Here is a 17,995-nt window from a genome sequence, read left to right as displayed (position 1 = left end):
ATCGCGCTGCTGATCCTGTTCACCGCCAACGTGATGTTCTGGATGTTCTTCGAGCAGGCCGGCGCCTCGTTCAACTTCCTCGCCGCGAAGGTGGTCGATCGCGGCTTCGGCGGCTGGGAATTCCCGGTCGGCTGGTTCCAGTCGGTGAACCCCGCCGCGATCGTGCTGCTGGCGCCGCTGGTGACGCTGGCCTGGGCCTGGCTGGACAAGCGCAACCGCGAGCCCAGCATCCCGCGCAAGTTCGGCATCGGCCTGATCGGCAACGCGCTGGCTTTCGCGGTGCTGATGTACGCGCTGTCCACCCAGGTCGACAGCCGCCAGATGATTCCGTTCTGGCCGCTGGCCGCCTGCTACGTGATGCAGACCGTGGGCGAACTGCACCTGTCGCCGATCGGCCTGTCGATGGTGACCAAGCTGGCGCCCGCGCGGATGGTCGGCGTCACCATGGGGGCGTGGTTCCTCAGCATCTCGATCGGCAACTCGCTGGCCGGGTGGTTCTCGGCGCTGATCAGCGCCGGCGGCGGCGAGAGCGGCCTGACCGTGACCTCCGCGCTGGACGGCTTCACGCTGAGCTTCTGGCTGCTGCTCGGCGTCGGCATCGTGGTGTTCCTGGTGGCGCCGCTGATCAACCGGCTGATGCACGGGGTGCGCTGAGGGCCGGGAGACGGGAGAGGGGGCGGAGACGGCGTGTCCGGGAGGCGTTGCTGCTCTCCCACCTCCCGTCTCCCGGCCCTTCAGACCGGCGCCAGCTTGTCGAGGATGCGCGCCAGCCAGTCGCGCTCCTCGGCGTCGAGGCGCGCCAGCATCTCGCGCTCGTGCGCGCGCGCCAGCGGCGCGACGGCGTCGTGGATCTTCCAGCCTTTGGCGGTGAGCCGCAGCACCGAGCGGCGCTTGTCGCCGGCGTGGGTGCGCCGCGCCACGCGGCCGGCGGCGACCAGCCGCGCCAGCGCGCGGCTGACCGCCACCTTGTCCATCGCCGTGCGCTCGGCCACCTCGCGCGCCGACAGGCCGTCGGCGTCGTAGCGCGCCAGCACCGCCATCACCCGCCATTCGGTCACCGAGAGGGCGAAGCGCTGCTCGTATTCGCGCGCGATTGCCTGGCTGACCCTGTTGGTCAGGATCGACAGCCGGTAGGGCAGGAAGCGCTCCAGCTCCAGCGGTGCGCGGTCGGACATGCTGCGGGGCGCCTTGCAAATGGTTTCATGTGAAACTATAAAGGTTTCCTTCCTTGGCGCAACCTGCGCCGCAGCAAGACCACGGAGGTGCACCCATGAGCGCGCAAGCGAACGCCGGCATGCAGCCGGTGCGGTTCGAGAACCCGATGGGCGTCGACGGCTTCGAGTTCGTCGAATTCGCCGCCCCCGATCCGAAGCTGCTGCACACGCTGTTCCCGAAGCTCGGCTTCGTCGCCGTGGCGAAGCACAAGCGCAAGGCGATCACCCTGTACCGCCAGGGCGACTGCAATTTCCTCGTCAACGAGGAACCGGGCTCGTTCGCCATGGACTTCGCCGCCCAGCACGGCCCCTGCGCGGCCGGTTTCGCCATCCGCTTCGCCAAGCCCGCCGACTGGGTGCGCGAGCAGGCGCTGGCCAACGGTGCCGAGGCGATCGGCGCCAAGGAAGCGAGCAAGGCGGTCGACGCGCCGGTGATCCGCGGCATCGGCGGCTGCATGCTCTACCTGGTCGACCGCTACGGCGCCAAGGGCGAGACCTACGATGGCGCCTTCGAGTACCTGCCCGGCGTCGAACGGCATCCGAAGGGTTTCGGCCTCACCTTCATCGACCACCTCACCCACAACCTGCACTTCGGCAACATGGAGAAGTGGGCGAGCTACTACGAGAAGCTGTTCAATTTCCGCGAGATCCGCTACTTCGACATCAAGGGCGCCAAGACCGGCCTGGTGTCGAAGGCGATGACCGCGCCGGACGGCATGGTGCGCATCCCGCTCAACGAGTCCTCCGACCCGAAGAGCCAGATCAACGAATACCTCGACGAGTACAAGGGCGAGGGCATCCAGCACATCGCCTGCTTCACCGATTCGATCCACGAAACGGTCGAGGCGATGCGCAAGGCGGGCGTCGACTTCCTCGACACGCCGGACACCTACTACGACGTGGTCGACCTGCGCATCCCCAACCACGGCGAGGACGTGGCGCGCATGGCGAAGAACAGGATCCTGATCGACGCCGACATGGAAACCAAGCAGAAGCTGCTGCTGCAGATCTTCACGCAGAACTGCATCGGCCCGATCTTCTTCGAGATCATCCAGCGCAAGGGCAACCTCGGCTTCGGCGAGGGCAACTTCCAGGCGCTGTTCGAGTCGATCGAACGCGACCAGATGCGCCGCGGCGTGCTGTAAGCCCTCTTGAGCCCCTCTCCCGCCGGGAGAGGGGCGTGAGCGAAGGATCTGGACCATGTCCGTAAAACCGATGAACAAACCCCAGGTTGAAGCCGCCACCACGGTCGCCGGCTACATGTCCGGCTTCGGCAATGAGTTCGCCACCGAGGCGCTGCCCGGCGCATTGCCGCAGGGGCAGAATTCGCCGCAGCAGGTGCCCTACGGGCTGTATGCGGAGCAGCTTTCGGGCACCGCGTTCACCGCGCCGCGCCACCAGAACCGGCGCAGTTGGCTGTACCGCATCCGCCCCGGCGCGGTGCATCAGCCGTTCCGCGCGCTGCCGGCGGGCCGCTTCCACAACCGCTTCGACGAGACGCCGGCGACGCCCAACCTGCTGCGCTGGGATCCGTTCCCGCTGCCCGAGGCGCCGACCGATTTCGTCGATAGCCTGCTGACCGTGGCCGGCAACGGCGGCCCGGAGGCGCAGTCCGGCATCGGCATCCACGTCTACGCCGCCAACCGCGCGATGCGGGGCCGCTACTTCTACGACGCCGACGGCGAGCTGCTGGTCGTGCCGCAGCAGGGCCGGCTGCGCATCGCCACCGAGCTGGGCGTGCTGGACGTGGCGCCGCTGGAGATCGCGGTGATCCCGCGCGGCGTGCGCTTCCGCGTCGAGCTGCCGGACGGCACCGCGCGCGGCTACGTCTGCGAGAACTTCGGCGCGATGCTGCGCCTGCCCGAGCTCGGCCCGATCGGCGCCAACGGCCTCGCCAACGCGCGCGACTTCCTGGCGCCGGTGGCGGCCTACGAGGACGTCGAGGGCGACTTCGAGCTGCTCGCCAAGTTCCAGGGCGCGCTGTGGAGCGCCAAGATCGGCCACTCGCCGCTGGACGTGGTCGCCTGGCACGGCAACCTCGCGCCGTACAAGTACGACCTGCAGCGCTTCAACACGATCGGCTCGATCAGCTACGACCATCCCGATCCGTGCATCTTCACCGTGCTGACCTCGCCCAGCGACACGGCAGGCACGGCCAACCTGGACTTCGCGATCTTCCCGCCGCGCTGGCTGGTGGCCGAGCACACGTTCCGGCCGCCATGGTTCCACCGCAACGTCGCCAGCGAGTTCATGGGCCTGATCCACGGCGAGTACGACGCCAAGGAGGCCACCGCCCACGGCGGCTTCCTGCCGGGCGGCGCCTCGCTGCACAACTGCATGAGCGGGCACGGGCCGGACGCGGCCAGCCACGCCAAGGCGATCGCGATCGACACCGGCAAGCCGCAGCACATCGTCGACACCATGGCGGTCATGTTCGAGACGCGGCTGGTGATCCGCCCGACCCGGCAGGCGCTGGAGGCGTCGGGCCTGCAGGCCGACTACTGGCGCTGCTGGCAGGGCCTCGCCAGGCACTTCGACCCGGGCCGGCGCTGATGCGCGGGGCGGCGCTCGCGGCGACGTTCGCCGCCGCGCTGCTGGCCGGCTGCGCCGCGGCGTCGCCGAGCGCGGCCGCGCCGCCGGCAACCGCGCCGCGCGCCGTCGAACAGCCGCCGATGCCGGCGCGCGCGGTCGACGACGCGCAGCCGGATTTCAACGGCATCGGCCCGCTGCACTGGAACATGGACGCGGCGTCGATGCGCCGCGCCTGGGGCCGGCCGCTGTATCCCGAGGCCGCGCCGGCCGACGCGCGGGCCTGCTACTACCTGTCGCCGCGGCAGGGCCGCCACGACCTGCTGCTGATGGTCGAAGGCGACCGCTTCGTGCGCGTCGACGTGCGCCGCGCCGACAAGGTGGCGCCGGGCGGCGGCCGCGTCGGCATGCGCGTCGAGGACATCCGCCGGCTGTACGCCGGGCGCATCGAGGCGCGGCCGCACAGGTACGTCGAAGGCGGGCAGACGCTGGTGGTGGCCTCGCCGTACGGCGGCGCGGCGCGACTGGTCTTCGAGATCGGCGCCGACGGCGCGGTGAGCGCCTGGCGCATCGGTTTGCCGCCGCAGGTGGATTACGTCGAGGGATGTTCCTGAGCGGCGCACCCGACGTCTTTCCCTCGTCCGCGTCGCCGGCGATGGGGCGGGATGGGGTGAGGGGGCGGGCGCTGCGGTGTACGATCGCCGGCCGGAATTCGTCGCGTCGCTCCCCCTCGCCCGGCGATCTCCCCGACGCGGCCGGCGGAGCGGGGCGGGCAACGACGCGCCGGGACCCGGCTCCAGGCGCGTCGTCGCGCAGATTCACGGCGGCGTGCGCTGCGTACGCCGGGATGGAAGTGCGCACGGCGCACGCTAGACGGGAAATCGCATGAAACTCGGATCACTGAAGGAAGGCCACCGCGACGGCACGCTGGTGGTGGTCAGCCGCGACCTGACGCGCGCGGTGCGCGCGACCGGCATCGCGCCGACCCTGCAGGCGGCCCTGGACGAATGGGCGCAGCTCGCGCCGCGCCTGAACGCGCTGTCGGAGGCGCTGGACGCGGGCACGGCGCCGGGCGCCTTCGCGCTCGACATGGACGCGCTGGCCGCGCCGCTGCCGCGCGCCTACGAGTTCGTCGACGGCTCCGCCTACCTGCCGCACGTCGAGCGCGTGCGCCGCGCGCGCGGCGCCGAGGTGCCGGCCACGTTCTACACCGACCCGCTGATGTACCAGGCCACCAGCGCCGGCTTCTACGGCCCGCGCGACCCGATCCTGGCCGGCAGCGAGGAGTGGGGCATCGACCTCGAGGCCGAGGTGGTGGTGGTCACCGACGACGTGCCGATGGGCGTCACGCCCGCGCAGGCCGCCGCGCATATCCAACTGGTCGGCCTGGTCAACGACGTCTCGCTGCGCAACCTGATCCCGGCCGAGCTGGCGAAGGGCTTCGGCTTCCTGCAGTCGAAGCCGCGCTCGGCGCTGTCGCCGGTGTTCGTCACCCCCGACGAGCTGGGCGCGGCGTGGCGCGGCGAGAAGCTGCACCTGCCGATGCGCACCTGGATCAACGGGCGCTGGTTCGGCGAACCCGCGTGCGGCGTCGACATGCAGTTCAGCTTCGCCGAGCTGGTCGCGCACGCGGCGAAGACGCGGCCGCTTTCCGCCGGCGCGATCGTCGGCTCCGGCACGATCGCCAACCAGGACACGTCCAAGGGCGCGTCCTGCCTCGCCGAGCAGCGCACCGTCGAGACGCTGCGCGACGGCAAGCCGTCCACGCCGTTCCTGAAATTCGGCGACCGCGTGCGTATCGAGATCACCGACGCCGACGGGCGCAGCATTTTCGGCGCGATCGAGCAGAGCGTCGAGCACGCCCCGGCGGCGCGCTGAACGGCATGCGGCTGCGACGCCTTGTCGCAGCCGCGCGGCGCTTGACCCGGGTCAATGCGCGCGCGGGGTACGCCGCTAGCCTGAGCCCATGAGCACCAGCACGGCCATCGCCGCCCCCACCTTCGACCCGGACCTGATCGCGCGCTACGACACGCTCGGTCCGCGTTACACCTCGTACCCGACCGCGCCGCAGTTCCGCCCCGGCTTCGGCGAGGCCGAGCTGCGCGCCCACGCGCGCGCCTCCAACGAGGATCCGATCCCGCGCCGGTTGTCGCTGTACGTGCACGTGCCGTTCTGCATGAGCCCGTGCTTCTACTGTGGCTGCACGCGCATCATCACCCGCGACAAGTCCAAGGCCGGCGTGTACCTGTCGCGGCTGTACCGCGAGATCGAGCTGACCGCGGCGCTGTTCGACCGCGACCGCCCGATGGTGCAGTTGCACTTCGGCGGCGGCACGCCGAACTTCCTCGACATCGGCCAGATGAGCGAACTGATGGATTCGCTGGGCCGGCACTTCAGCCTGACCCGCGCGCCGACGCGCGAGTTCGGCATCGAGATCGACCCGCGCTTCGCCGACGCCGACTACGTGCGCGCGCTCGGCCCGCTCGGCTTCAACCGCATGTCGGTCGGCTGCCAGGACTTCGATCCGGCGGTGCAGGCGGCGGTCAATCGCATCCAGAGCGTCGAGGAGACGCGCGCGGTGATCGAGGCGGCGCGCGAGGCGGACTTCCGCTCGGTCAACCTCGACCTGATCTACGGCCTGCCGCTGCAGACCGTCGACAGCTTCGCCCGCACCCTCGACAAGGTGATCGCGCTGCGCCCCGACCGCATCGCCGCCTACAGCTACGCGCACATGCCGGAGCTGTTCAAGGCGCAGCGGCAGATCGACGCCGCGCAGTTGCCCGACGCCGCCACCCGGCTGGCGCTGTTCGCGCGAACGCTGGAGACGCTGACCGCCGCCGGCTACGTCTACATCGGCATGGACCACTTCGCGCTGCCGTTCGACGAGCTCTCGCGCGCGCAGCGCGAGGGCGCGCTGCAGCGCAACTTCCAGGGCTACTCGACCCACGGCGACTGCGACATCATCGCGCTGGGCATGAGCGCGATCAGCCGCATCGGCGATTCCTACAGCCAGAACGCCAAGGACCTGGTCGGCTACTACGCCGCGCTCGACGCCGGCTGCCTGCCGGTGATGCGCGGGCTGACGCTGGACCAGGACGACCTAATCCGGCGCGCCCTGATCGCCGAGCTGATGTGCCACGGCCGGATCGACTTCGCCAGCTTCGGCGCGGCCTGGCGCATCGATTTTCCGGTCTATTTCGCCGACGAACTGGACCATCTGCGACAGCTTGCCGCAGACGGGCTGGTGGATATCCGGCCGGATGCGCTGGTGGTGACCTCGCGCGGACGCCTGTTGGTGCGTATCATCGCCATGTGCTTCGACGCCTACCTTGGGCGCGAGGCGCAGACGGCGCGCTACTCGCGCGCGATCTGAACACGCACGCCAAGGCTCCGTGATGAAGGCTGCGAACCCGGCAGGCAGGCTGCCGCCCGACCCGAACCCGATCGCCGACGACGGCGACGACGTCCGTTTCTGCACGACCTGCGCGTTCAGCGCGTCCTGCCAGGCGTTCGGTTACGGCAAGCCGGAACTGCGCGAGCTGCACTGCCTGGTCGAGCACGTCGGCCCGTACCGCGCCGGCGAGCACGTGTTCCGCACCCGCGATCCGTTCAAGGCGGTGTTCGCGGTACGCGCCGGCACGGTCAAGACCGCGGTGGTCGACGAGAGCGGGCGCGAGCAGGTGCTGGGCTTCTACCTGCCCGGCGAGCTGGTCGGCCTGAACGCGATCTACCCCGAGCACTACCCGTGCGACGCAGTGGCGCTGGATACCGCGTACTTCTGCCGCTTCTCGTTCCCGGCCATGAGCCAGCTCGCCGCGCGCATGCCGGCGGTGCAGTCGCACCTGTTCCGCCTGCTCAGCAAGGAGGTCGGCACCGCCTCGCTGCTGGCCGGCGACTACAGCGCCGACGAGCGCATGGCCGCGTTCCTGGTCGATCTCGCCGACCGCTACGCCGCGCGCGGCTTCTCGCCGCAGAAATTCCGGCTGAGCATGTCGCGCGGCGACATCGCCAACTACCTGCGCCTCGCCGCCGAGACGGTCAGCCGCGTGCTCGGCCGCTTCCGCGAGCAGAAGCTGATCCACGTCGACGGCCGCGACGTCGAGATCCTCGACGACGCCCGCCTGCGCGAACTGGCGCGCTGCATCCTGCACCGCTGAACCGCGCGCGGCCGCCGCGCCCGCGCCCGCCCCGACGAAACCGCAGGGCGGAGTCCGCTGTTCGGATTCCGCCGCCGCCGTGTGCGGCGATATCGCCATGAGAAGCGCGCGCCGCGCATCACGCGCGTGCGACATCCCGCCGCGGACGCGAACGCGCGCTGCTTGACCGAGGTCAGCGGCGCGCGTTCGCCGGATCGCGAGGATGCGCGCGGTCGGGCCGCACGGGTCCGCGGAGATCGTTCGATGAGCGCAACACGCAAGCTGTGGACGGCGCTGGGGCTGCTGCTGGCGGCCTCGTTCGCCGTGTTGCTGTGGATGGGACGCGAGATCTACCACGCCGCGCCGCCGGTGCCCGAGCGCGTGGTCAGCGCGAGCGGCGCGGTGCTGTACACGCGCGACGACATTCGCGCCGGCCGCGAGGTCTGGCAGACCACCGGCGGCCAGCAGCTCGGCTCGATCTGGGGCCACGGCGCCTACGTCGCGCCCGACTGGAGCGCGGACTGGCTGCACCGCGAGGCGCTGGCGCTGCTCGACCTGATCGCGCAGCGCCGCCACGGGCAGGACTACGCCGCGCTGGACGCCGCGCAGAAGGCCGGCATCGAGGCCGAGATGCGCGCGGCGCTGCGCCCGAATACCTACGACGCCGCCACCGGCACGTTGAGCGTGTCCGCCGAGCGCGCCGCGGCGATGCGCGAAGTCGCCGCGCACTACGAGGCGCTGTTCGGCAGCGATCCGCGGCTGGCGAAGCTGCGCGAGGATTACGCGATGCGCGATGCCACGGTGGACACCGCGGCGCACCGGCACGCGCTGACCGCGTTCTTCTTCTGGAGCGCCTGGGCGGCGGTCACCGAGCGCCCCGGCGCCAGCGTCAGCTACACGCAGAACTGGCCGTACGACCCGCTGCTCGGCAACGAGCCGCCACCGTCGCTGCTGCTGTGGTCGGTGTTCAGCGTGCTGTTCATGGTCGCCGGCATCGGCGCGCTGGCCTGGCACCACGCCGCGCGCAAGCACGAGCCGCTGCCGCCGGTGCCGTCCGCCGATCCGCTGGCCGGGCTGACGGTCACCCCGTCGATGCGCGCCACCGCCAAATACTTCTGGCTGGTGCTGGCGATGTTCCTCGCGCAGATCCTGCTCGGCGCGACCACCGCGCACTACCAGGTGGAGGGCCAGGTCGTGTACGGCGTGCGCCTGGCCGACGTGCTGCCGTACGCGCTGACGCGCACCTGGCACACCGAGCTGGCGGTGCTGTGGATCGCCACCGCGTGGCTGGCCACCGGCCTGCTGATCGCGCCGGCGATCGGCGGCCGCGAGCCGCGCTTGCAGCGGCTCGGCGTCAACGTGCTGTTCGGCGCGCTGGTGGCGGTGGTGGTCGGCGCGTTCGCCGGCCAGTGGTTCGGCGTGATGCAGAAGCTCGGCCTGGCCGAGAACTTCTGGCTCGGCCACCAGGGCTGGGAGTACACCGACCTCGGCCGCGTCTGGCAGCTCGGCCTGTTTGCCGGCCTGCTGCTGTGGCTGTTCCTGGTCGGCCGCGCGCTGTGGCCGGCGCTGCGCAAGCGCGACGGCAGCGGCAGCATCGTCAGCCTGCTGTTCCTGTCCACCGTGGCGATCGCGCTGTTCTACGGCGCCGCGCTGATGTGGGGCCGGCACACGCACATCGCGATGGTCGAGTACTGGCGCTGGTGGGTGGTGCACCTGTGGGTGGAGGGCTTCTTCGAGGTGTTCGCCACCGCGGTGATCGCGCTGCTGTTCACCCGCTTCGGCCTGGTGCGCGCCGCCACTGCCACCACCAGCGTGCTGTTCGCCACCTTCGTGTTCATGTCCGGCGGCGTGCTCGGCACGTTCCATCATCTGTACTTCAGCGGCACGCCGACCGCGGTGATCGCGCTGGGCGCGTCGTTCTCGGCGCTGGAAGTGGTGCCGCTGGCGCTGGTCGGCGTCGAGGCGTGGGAAACCTGGAAGCACGGCCGCGCTGCGCCGTGGATGGCGCGCTGGCGCTGGCCGCTGGCTTTCTTCGTGGCGGTCGCGTTCTGGAACCTGGTCGGCGCCGGCCTGTTCGGTTTCCTGGTCAACCCGCCGCTGTCGCTGTACTACATGCAGGGCCTGAACCTCACCGCGCTGCACGCGCACACCGCGCTGTTCGGCGTGTACGGCATGCTCGGCGTCGGCCTGATGCTGTTCTGCCTGCGCCTGCTGAAGCCGGCTGCGGTGTGGGACGAGAGCCTGCTCAAGGGCGCGTTCTGGTGCCTCAACCTCGGCCTGGCGCTGATGGCGGCGCTGACCCTGCTGCCGATGGGCGTGCTGCAGCTCGACGCGGTGCTGAGCCACGGCTACTGGTTCGCGCGCTCCGAGCAGTTCATGCAGCAGCCGATCATCCACCTGCTGGTGTGGCTGCGCGTGCCCGGCGACACGATCTTCAGCGTCGGTGCGCTGCTGCTGGGCTGGTTCGTGCTGCGCCTGTGGATCGCGCCGCGGGCGGCGATCGCGCCGCGCGGCGAGCCGCTGACGGCATTGCGGCGCCGCGCCGACTGAGCGCGGCGGCCGCGTGGTTCTCCGCCCGGCGCAGGGGCCGGGCGGGGCGCTGCGGGGCGGACGGCGCCAGCCGTCCGCCCCGACGCGTTGACTTGGGTCAGTGCGCGCGCGCGCGCGCTGCGGCACGCTGCGCCGGTTGCGGGCGGCTCGCCCGCAGCGCCCCCTGCCTCGTTATCCCGTATCCTTCCGCCCATGGAACAGTCCGTCGTCCCGCCGCCGCGCAGCCCCGCCGCGTTCTCGTTTGCCGACCTGCCGCGCGTACTCGCCGCCGCACCGCACCGCATGATGTTCTTCGCCGGCGCCGTCGCCGTGCTGGCGAGCATGGGCTGGTGGGCGCTGGAGCTGGCGGCCGGCCGCTGGGGCTGGACCTGGCTGGCGCAACCGGCGGTGCCGCCGGGCTGGGCGCACGCGATGTTCGCGCAGTACGGCATGCTCGCGCCGTTCATCTTCGGCTTCCTGCTGACCGTGTTCCCGCGCTGGATGAACCAGCCTGAGCTGAGCCGCGCGCACTACGTGCCGGTGTTCGGCGGCGTGTTCGGCGGCTACGTGATCGCGCAGGTCGGCCTGTTCGGCATGCGCCCGCTGCTGGTCGGCGGCGTGGTGCTGATGCTGTCCGGCTGGCTGATCGGGCTGACGCACCTGTTCGGCGTGCTGCGCCGGCACGGCTTCAAGGACCGCTGGGCGCTGTCGTGCTTCAGTGCGCTGTCGGTCGGCGCGCTGGGGCTGGCGATGTTCCTCGCCTTCATGCTCGGTGCCGATGCGCGGCTGGCGCTGGCGGCGATCAAGCTCGGCACGTTCGGCCTGCTGCTGCCGGTGTATTTCACGGTGGCGCACCGCATGGTGCCGTTCTTCACCAGCAACATGATCAAGGGCTACCGCATGGTGCGCCCGGCGTGGTCGCTGCCGCTGCTGTGGGCGCTGCTGCTGGCGCACCTGGGCTTCGAGTTCGCGCAGGCGACGCGCTGGCGCTTCCTCGCCGACGTGCCGCTGGCGCTGTTCTTCCTCGGCCACTGGCTGGCATGGCAGCCGTGGAAGGCGCGCCGGCCCGGCCTGCTGGCGGTGCTGTACCTGGCGCTGGCGTGGCTGCCGGTGGCGTTCACGCTGTTCAGCCTGGACAGCCTGTGCGAGCTGCTGCGCGGGTCGAGCCCGTTCGGGCGCGCGCCGGTGCACGCGCTGACGGTCGGCTTCTTCGGCTCGATGCTGGTGGCGATGGTCACGCGCGTCACCCACGGCCATTCCGGCCGGCCGCTGGCGATGGGGCCGGTGCCGTGGTTCACCTTCCTGGCCGTGCAGGCGGTGGCGCTCGGGCGCATCGGCGCCGAGTTCGCCGCCGACGTGTCGCGCGCCTACGCGCTGGCCGCGGCGGGCTGGCTGCTGGCGTTCATGCCGTGGGCGCTGCGCGCGGCGTACATCTACCTCACGCCGCGCCGCGACGGTCGTCCCGGCTGAAGCCCGGGCGCGTCCTGCGCTAACCTGCGCGGGCTTTCCACCCCCGGGACGACGCATGGCGCTCGCCTACTTCTACCCGCAGATCAAGCTGCTGCACATCTGGTGCGTGGCCCTGTCGGGCACGCTGTTCCTGTTCCGCGGCTCGCTGCGCCTGGCCGGCATCGGCTTGGCCAACCACGCCGCGCTGCGCTACCTGTCCTACGCGATCGACACCACGCTGCTGACCGCGGCGCTGATGCTGGTGGTGATCCTGCACCAGTACCCGTTCGTGCAGGCCTGGCTGACCGTGAAGCTGCTGCTGCTGGTGGTCTACATCGTGCTCGGCACGATCGCGCTGAAGCGCGGGCGCACGCCGCGCGTGCGCGCCGGCGCGTTCGTCGCCGCGCTGGCGGTGTTCGGCTTCATCATCTCGGTGGCGATCGCGCACGACGCGCGCGGGGTGTTCGCGCTGCTAAGCTGAGCGCCACCGGCTGCGGGATCGGCGCATGGGCTTCGACGACGGTTACCTGTTCGGGCTGCTGGCCGCGCTGGGCGGCGGCCTGATGGTCGGCGTCGAGCGCGAACGCCGCAAGGGCATCGGCCCGACCCGTGGCGTCGCCGGCGTGCGCACCTACACGCTTGCCGCGCTGCTCGGCGCGGTCGCGGCGATGCTCGGCACCCCGGCGCTGCTGCTGGCCGGCGCCGGGCTGCTGACGCTGGTCGGTATCGGCTACCTGCGCACGCGCGACTACGACCCTGGCCTGACCAGCGAGATCGCGCTGCTGCTGACCTACCTGCTCGGCGCGCTGGCGGTGCACGCAGCGCAGGCGGCGGCCGCGCTGTTCGTGCTGGTCACCATCCTGCTGGCCGGCAAGCAGCGCATGCACCGCTTCGTCCGCCAGGCGTTGAGCGAGCGCGAGCTGCGCGAGGCGCTGATCCTGGCCGCCTCGGTGCTGATCGTGCTGCCGCTGCTGCCGGATCGCGCGATCGACCCGTTCGGCGTGCTCAGCCCGCGCCGGCTGTGGCTGCTGGCGGTGCTGGTGATGGCGATCAACGCCGCCGGCTACGCCGCGCTGCGCGTATTCGGCCCGGGCCTCGGCCTGCCGCTGGCCGGGCTGGCCGGCGGCTTCGTCTCCTCCGCGGCGACCATCGCCGGCATGGGCCAGCGCGCGCGCGAGCATCCGGCGCTGCTGCCGGCCTGCGTCGCCGGGGCGATGCTGTCCAACGTCGCCACCGTGGTGCTGCTGGCGATCATCCTCGCCGTGCTGGACCGCGCGCTGCTGGCGCGCCTCGCGCCGGCACTGGCGGCCGCGGGCGCAGTCGCGGTGCTGGCGGCGGCGGCGGTCGGCCGGCGCGCGCGCGGCACGCGCGCCGCGGGCGTGTCGCCGCCTGTCGGGCGCGCGTTCCGTATCGAGCACGCGCTGCTGTTCGCGGCGATCGTCGCCGTCGCACTGCTGCTCGGCGCGTGGGTGCACCGCAGGCTCGGCGACGCCGGCGCGGTGACGGCGCTGGCGCTGGCCGGCTTCGCCGACACCCACGCCGCGACGGTGTCGGCGGCGCAGCTCGCGGCCAGCGGCGAGCTGGCCGTCGCGGTCGCCGCGTCGGCGGTGCTGGCGGCGTTCGGCAGCAACGCGCTGCTGAAGATCGGCGTGGTGTTCGCTGGCGGGCGTCGCTATGCGCTGCCGCTGGTCGCGGCGATCGTGCTGATGAACGTCGCCGCCTGGGCGACGTTTTACGCGACCGGCTGAAGCCGCCGATTCGCGCTGCGGCACGCGGTCGCATGCCGCTGACGATCGTCAACGAAAACGCACGCGCCGGCGCCGTGCGCGATTCCGCATGCATCGCTGCAGGCCAGCATCGGCGCGGGCCGCAGCGTGCGTGTCGATTCGCGGCGGGCGGCGTCGCGACGCGCGCGCACGCAACGCTGCGGCATGCGGTCGCACGCCGCTGATAGTCGTCAGAGTGACGCGCGTACCGCTGCGTACGCTGTCTCCATCGCCGGACGCATGGTCCGGCCAGGAGCCTGTCATGAGACGTTCCATCGGTCTGTGCATGTTGTTGGGAGTGGCGCTGGCGGCAGGCGGCTGCCAGCGCGATCGCGGTGCGGCGCAGGCGGACGCCGGCGCGCCGCAGGGCGAGCCGATCCACGCCGTGCTGACCAGCCCGCCGAACGTGCCGCCGCCGATCACGCGCAACCACCCGGCGAAGGTGATCGTCGAGCTGGAAGTGAAGGAGGTGAAGCAGGAGATCGCCGACGGCGTCTTCTACGACTTCTGGACCTTCGGCGGCACCGTGCCGGGCAGCTTCATCCGCGTGCGCGAAGGCGACACCGTCGAGCTGCACCTGAAGAATCCGGCCGGCTCGCACATGCCGCACAACATCGACCTGCACGCGGTCACCGGACCCGGCGGCGGCGCCGAGCCGACGCTGACCTCGCCGGGCCACGAGCGCGTGTTCACCTTCAAGGCGCTGAAGTCGGGCCTGTACGTCTACCACTGCGCGACGACCCCGGTCGGCATGCACATCGCCAACGGCATGTACGGCCTGATCCAGGTCGATCCGCCGGAAGGCCTGCCCAAGGTCGATCACGAGTACTACGTGATGCAGGGTGACTTCTACACCACCGGCAAGTACCACGAGCAAGGCCTGCAGGCGTTCGACATCGACAAGGCGATCGACGAGCGCCCGACCTACGTGCTGTTCAACGGCCGCGAAGGCGCGTTGACCGGCGAGCGCGCGCTGCGCGCCAAGGTCGGCGAGACGGTGCGCCTGTATGTCGGCAACGGCGGTCCCAACCTGGTGTCGAGCTTCCACGTGATCGGCGCGATCTTCGACAAGGTCTGGGACGGCAAGCCGAGCCACTTCGAGGAGAACGTGCAGACCACGCTGATCCCGGCCGGCGGCGCCAAGGTGGTCGAGTTCCGCGCCGAGGTGCCGGGCACCTACATGCTGGTCGACCACTCGATTTTCCGCGCCTTCAACAAGGGCGCGCTGGCGATGCTGAAGGTGGACGGCCCCGGGGCGCCGGCGATCTACCACGCCACGCCCGCGTCGCCGGGAACCGCGCCCGAACAGGCGCCGGCCGGGCACGAACACGGCGCGCCCGCGCCGGCGGCGTCCGCCGCACCCGCGGCGGCGGACGCGCCGGCCGGCAAGGTGGCGAAGATCGACCCGATCGCGCGCGGCAAGGAAGTGTTCGAGAGCACCTGCGCGGCCTGCCACCAGCCGACCGGCAGCGGTGTTCCGGGCGCGTTCCCGCCGCTGGCGAAGTCCGACTACCTGGCCGCCGATCCCAAGCGCGCGGTGCACGTCGTGCTGCACGGCCTGAGCGGCAAGGTCACCGTGAACGGCCAGCACTACGACTCGATGATGCCGCCGTTCGGCCCGCAGCTCAGCGACGAGGACGTCGCCCACGTGCTGACCTATGTGCTGAACAGCTGGGGCAACCCGGGCGGCCGCATCCACAGCGACGACGTCGCGGCGGCGCGTCGCGGCGGCGCCAAGGTCGAGGCGGCGCACTGAGGCGGCGGGGGAGGGCACGCGCATGATCCGTTCCGTGCTGCTGGCGTGTGTGTTCGCGCTGCTCGCGGTGCCCGCGGCGGGGGCCGATTACGAGCGCGTGCCGGGCGGAGCGTTCCGCAGCGTGCTGGCCCAGGAAGGCGGCGCGCGCACGCTCGAGGTGGCCGCGTTCCGCATGCGCGCGCTGCCGGTGACCAACGCCGAGTTCCTCGCCTTCGTGCAGCGCCAGCCGCGCTGGCGGCGCGACCGCGTCGCCGCGCTGTTCGCCACGCCCGGCTACCTGTCGCGCTGGAGCGGTCCGCTGGCGCTCGGCGCCGGCGCGCCCGCGCGCCAACCGGTGACGCGGGTGAGCTGGTTCGCCGCGCGCGCCTACTGCGCCTCGGAAGGCGCGCGCCTGCCGCGCTGGATCGAGTGGGAGTACGCCGCCGCGGCCGACGCGCAGCGCCGCGACGCCCGCGCCGACGCCGCCTGGCGCGCGCAGGCGCTGGCGCGGCTGACCGCGGCCTTCGGCGCGCCGCCCGCGGAGGCGGGCCGCGACGCGCCGAACGTCTACGGCCTGCACGACATGCGCACGCTGGTGTGGGAGTGGGTGGACGACTACGCCGCGCTGTTCGTCAACACCGACGCGCGCCAGCCCGGCGAGGCCTCGCTGCTCGGCCTGTGCGGCGGTGCCGCGCTGGCCTTCGCCGACCGCGACGACTACGCGCTGCTGATGCGGGTGGCCGCGTTGGCCGCGCTGGCGCCGGCCGACGGCGCCGACAACGTCGGCTTCCGCTGCGTGCGGGACATCGAGGGAGCGGAGCATCCATGACGACCACGAGCCGCCTGTTCGCGCGCTGCGCCGCGTTGTTGATTGCCGTCGCCGGCGCGGCCGCCGCCGCGCCGTCCGCGCCGCTGCCCGGCGATTCGCTGTACCAGACCGCGCTGGCGCTGCAGGACCAGCAGGGCCGGCGCTTCGACTTCGCCGCGCTGCGCGGGCGCCCGCTGCTGGTCAGCGTGTTCTACGCCTCCTGCCACTCGGCCTGCCCGCTGACGATCGCCACCGTCGAGCGCGTGCGCCGCGCGGTCGGCGCCGGCGCGCCCGGGGTGCTGATGGTCAGTTTCGATCCCGGCCACGACGACGTCGCCGCGCTGGCCGAGATGGCACGCATGCATCGCGTCGATCCCGCGCACTGGCGGCTGGCGCGCCCCGAATCCGGCGACGTCGAGGCGTTGGCCGCGACGCTGGGCGTCGCCTACCGACGCCGCGCCGACGGCGAGTTCAGCCACAACGTGGTGATCGCGCTGCTCGACGCGGACGGCCGCGTCGTCGCGCGCAGCGCGCAGCTCGGCGATCCCGAGCCCGCGTTCGTGGCGGCCGTGCGCAGGCTGTCGATCGCGCCCTGAGCGGGCTGCTCAGGCGACGTGCGCGGCCAGGCTGGCCGGGTCGCCGTCCCACGGATCGAAGTAGCTGCGCCCCGAACGCGCCACCGAATGCTGCGGCCCGCGCGGCGTCATGCGCAGCGCCTTGCGGCCTTCCAACCACAGCGACACCGCGTTGGCGACGCGCGCGCTGCGGCAGACGCGGGCGTGGTCCGCGGTGTCGGTGTAGGCGGCGAAGGTGACGCCGCGCACGGCGGCGGAGAGGAAATGCACGCGGCCGTCGCCCTGCGTGTCCGTGCGCACGCCGGCGAAGTCGAACCAGTTGGGGTTGCGCGTGTTGCGCGTCTGCACGGTCAGCGTGCGCGGCGTGGCGACGCCGGCGCTGATCAGCACCATCACGCGGTCGGCGGCCGCGGCCAGCGCGTTGTCCGGCAGCAGCGGCGCCGCGCTGCTGCCGCCGTGGCCGGCCGCGCGTGCGCGCACCAGCGCCTCGGCGTCGGCGAGGAAGCGCGCGCTGAACTCGCCGCCGTCGCGCACGTTGGCCTGCCAGTTGGCGGCGTCGAACAGGTCCAGCGGCTGGCCGGCCTCGTCGACCGCGGCGTCGCGGAACGACGGCGTCATCGCGTACACCGAGGGGAAGGTGCGCGCCAGCCGGCGGTAGTCCTCGTCGGTGCCGAACATGCCGTCGCGCTCGCCCTTGACCAGCGACTCGGCGGCGCCGATCGCGCCGCGGAACGGCGGCGCGATGAACACCACGCGGCCGATGCCGGCGAACGGATCGCGCGCGTTGCGCAGGCCGAGCGCCGAGCGCAGCACCAGCCCGCCCATGCTGTGGGTGACGAACGACAGCGGCGCGTCGCGGCCGTGCATGCGCTCGCGGTCCTCGACCTCGCCGATGAACTGCACCAGCCGCGCCGCCGCCAGCTCGACCGGCTTGCGCCAGTCGTAGGTGAACACGTGCACCGGCTCCGGCGCCTTCCACGCGCGCAGCTTGGCCAGCAGCGGCGAGTAGGCGAAGCGGATCAGGCGGAACGGGCGCATCCAGTGCGCGTCGCTGCGGTCGTGCAGGCCGTCGCCGAGCATCATGTCGAGCGGATTCTCGAAGACGTTGCCGACCGTCATGTCCTCCAGGCTCCAGCGCACCGGCCAGTCCAGCGGATAGCTGTCGACCAGCTCGGAGCCCTTGATGCCGGGGAGGAAGATGATGGCCATGGCAGTGCTCGCGCAACCTGTTCAGCAAGAGGGGCGGCAATGACA

Annotated in this window: 17 protein-coding genes; 15 read left to right on the top strand and 2 right to left on the bottom strand. The window is 71.9% G+C overall.

The window, feature by feature from the left end; translation table 11 throughout:
• Positions 1–654: oligopeptide:H+ symporter (locus ABFC67_RS11135; protein ID WP_346738102.1), on the top strand; the 654-nt coding region annotated here is incomplete at its 5' end.
• Positions 655–734: 80 nt separating this feature from the next.
• On the opposite strand, the gene ABFC67_RS11130 is transcribed toward ABFC67_RS11135, so the two are convergent.
• Entirely contained in the window at positions 735–1,175 is a 441-nt protein-coding gene (locus ABFC67_RS11130; RefSeq protein ID WP_346738101.1) for a MarR family transcriptional regulator, read from the bottom strand.
• Positions 1,176–1,294: 119 nt separating this feature from the next.
• Between ABFC67_RS11130 and hppD the strand changes: the two genes are divergently transcribed.
• The 14 genes from hppD to ABFC67_RS11060 all read left to right on the top strand — a co-directional run bounded on the left by hppD (position 1,295) and on the right by ABFC67_RS11060 (position 16,762).
• Complete coding sequence (hppD, locus tag ABFC67_RS11125; RefSeq protein WP_346738106.1) at positions 1,295–2,359, top strand: 4-hydroxyphenylpyruvate dioxygenase; 1,065 nt, start codon at positions 1,295–1,297, stop codon at positions 2,357–2,359.
• 70 nt (positions 2,360–2,429) lie between these two features.
• Positions 2,430–3,767: a homogentisate 1,2-dioxygenase gene (hmgA, locus tag ABFC67_RS11120; RefSeq protein WP_346738105.1), complete on the top strand. Its 1,338-nt coding sequence runs from the start codon at positions 2,430–2,432 to the stop codon at positions 3,765–3,767.
• Positions 3,767–4,357, top strand: a complete 591-nt coding sequence (locus tag ABFC67_RS11115; protein WP_346738100.1) for a lectin — start codon at positions 3,767–3,769, stop codon at positions 4,355–4,357. Before hmgA ends, ABFC67_RS11115 begins: the two co-directional genes overlap by 1 nt.
• A gap of 271 nt (positions 4,358–4,628) precedes the next feature.
• Positions 4,629–5,621, top strand: coding sequence for a fumarylacetoacetate hydrolase family protein (locus tag ABFC67_RS11110; protein WP_346738099.1), 993 nt, complete (start codon positions 4,629–4,631; stop codon positions 5,619–5,621).
• Between the two features lie 88 nt (positions 5,622–5,709).
• Complete coding sequence (gene hemN / locus ABFC67_RS11105; RefSeq protein WP_346738098.1) at positions 5,710–7,116, top strand: oxygen-independent coproporphyrinogen III oxidase; 1,407 nt, start codon at positions 5,710–5,712, stop codon at positions 7,114–7,116.
• A gap of 22 nt (positions 7,117–7,138) precedes the next feature.
• A complete protein-coding gene (locus ABFC67_RS11100) occupies positions 7,139–7,900 on the top strand; it encodes a helix-turn-helix domain-containing protein (RefSeq protein ID WP_346738097.1) in 762 nt (253 codons plus the stop codon).
• A 243-nt stretch (positions 7,901–8,143) separates the two neighbouring features.
• Entirely contained in the window at positions 8,144–10,429 is a 2,286-nt protein-coding gene (locus ABFC67_RS11095) for a nitric-oxide reductase large subunit (RefSeq protein ID WP_346738096.1), read from the top strand.
• Positions 10,430–10,621: 192 nt separating this feature from the next.
• The gene (locus ABFC67_RS11090) at positions 10,622–11,878 is read left to right on the top strand and encodes an NnrS family protein (protein WP_346738095.1); all 1,257 of its coding nucleotides are present in this window, start codon (positions 10,622–10,624) and stop codon (positions 11,876–11,878) included.
• A gap of 55 nt (positions 11,879–11,933) precedes the next feature.
• The gene (locus ABFC67_RS11085; RefSeq protein ID WP_346738094.1) at positions 11,934–12,338 is read left to right on the top strand and encodes a SirB2 family protein; all 405 of its coding nucleotides are present in this window, start codon (positions 11,934–11,936) and stop codon (positions 12,336–12,338) included.
• A 25-nt stretch (positions 12,339–12,363) separates the two neighbouring features.
• A complete protein-coding gene (locus ABFC67_RS11080) occupies positions 12,364–13,605 on the top strand; it encodes a DUF4010 domain-containing protein (RefSeq protein ID WP_346738093.1) in 1,242 nt (413 codons plus the stop codon).
• 32 nt (positions 13,606–13,637) lie between these two features.
• Positions 13,638–13,808: a hypothetical protein gene (locus ABFC67_RS11075; RefSeq protein WP_346738092.1), complete on the top strand. Its 171-nt coding sequence runs from the start codon at positions 13,638–13,640 to the stop codon at positions 13,806–13,808.
• 77 nt (positions 13,809–13,885) lie between these two features.
• A complete protein-coding gene (gene nirK / locus ABFC67_RS11070) occupies positions 13,886–15,379 on the top strand; it encodes a copper-containing nitrite reductase (protein ID WP_346738091.1) in 1,494 nt (497 codons plus the stop codon).
• A 22-nt stretch (positions 15,380–15,401) separates the two neighbouring features.
• Positions 15,402–16,187: a formylglycine-generating enzyme family protein gene (locus ABFC67_RS11065; RefSeq protein WP_346738090.1), complete on the top strand. Its 786-nt coding sequence runs from the start codon at positions 15,402–15,404 to the stop codon at positions 16,185–16,187.
• The gene (locus ABFC67_RS11060) at positions 16,184–16,762 is read left to right on the top strand and encodes an SCO family protein (RefSeq protein ID WP_346738089.1); all 579 of its coding nucleotides are present in this window, start codon (positions 16,184–16,186) and stop codon (positions 16,760–16,762) included. The genes ABFC67_RS11065 and ABFC67_RS11060 overlap by 4 nt, the downstream gene beginning before the upstream one ends.
• Positions 16,763–16,771: 9 nt before the next feature.
• Here the strand turns inward: ABFC67_RS11060 and ABFC67_RS11055 are convergent, their stop codons facing one another.
• Entirely contained in the window at positions 16,772–17,950 is a 1,179-nt protein-coding gene (locus ABFC67_RS11055) for a hypothetical protein (RefSeq protein ID WP_346738088.1), read from the bottom strand.
• Between the last annotated feature and the right edge of the window lie 45 nt (positions 17,951–17,995).

The organism is Mizugakiibacter sp., assembly GCF_039680435.1.
In the GTDB taxonomy this organism is placed as follows: domain Bacteria; phylum Pseudomonadota; class Gammaproteobacteria; order Xanthomonadales; family Rhodanobacteraceae; genus Mizugakiibacter.
This window is presented reverse-complemented; position numbering and strand designations above follow the sequence as displayed.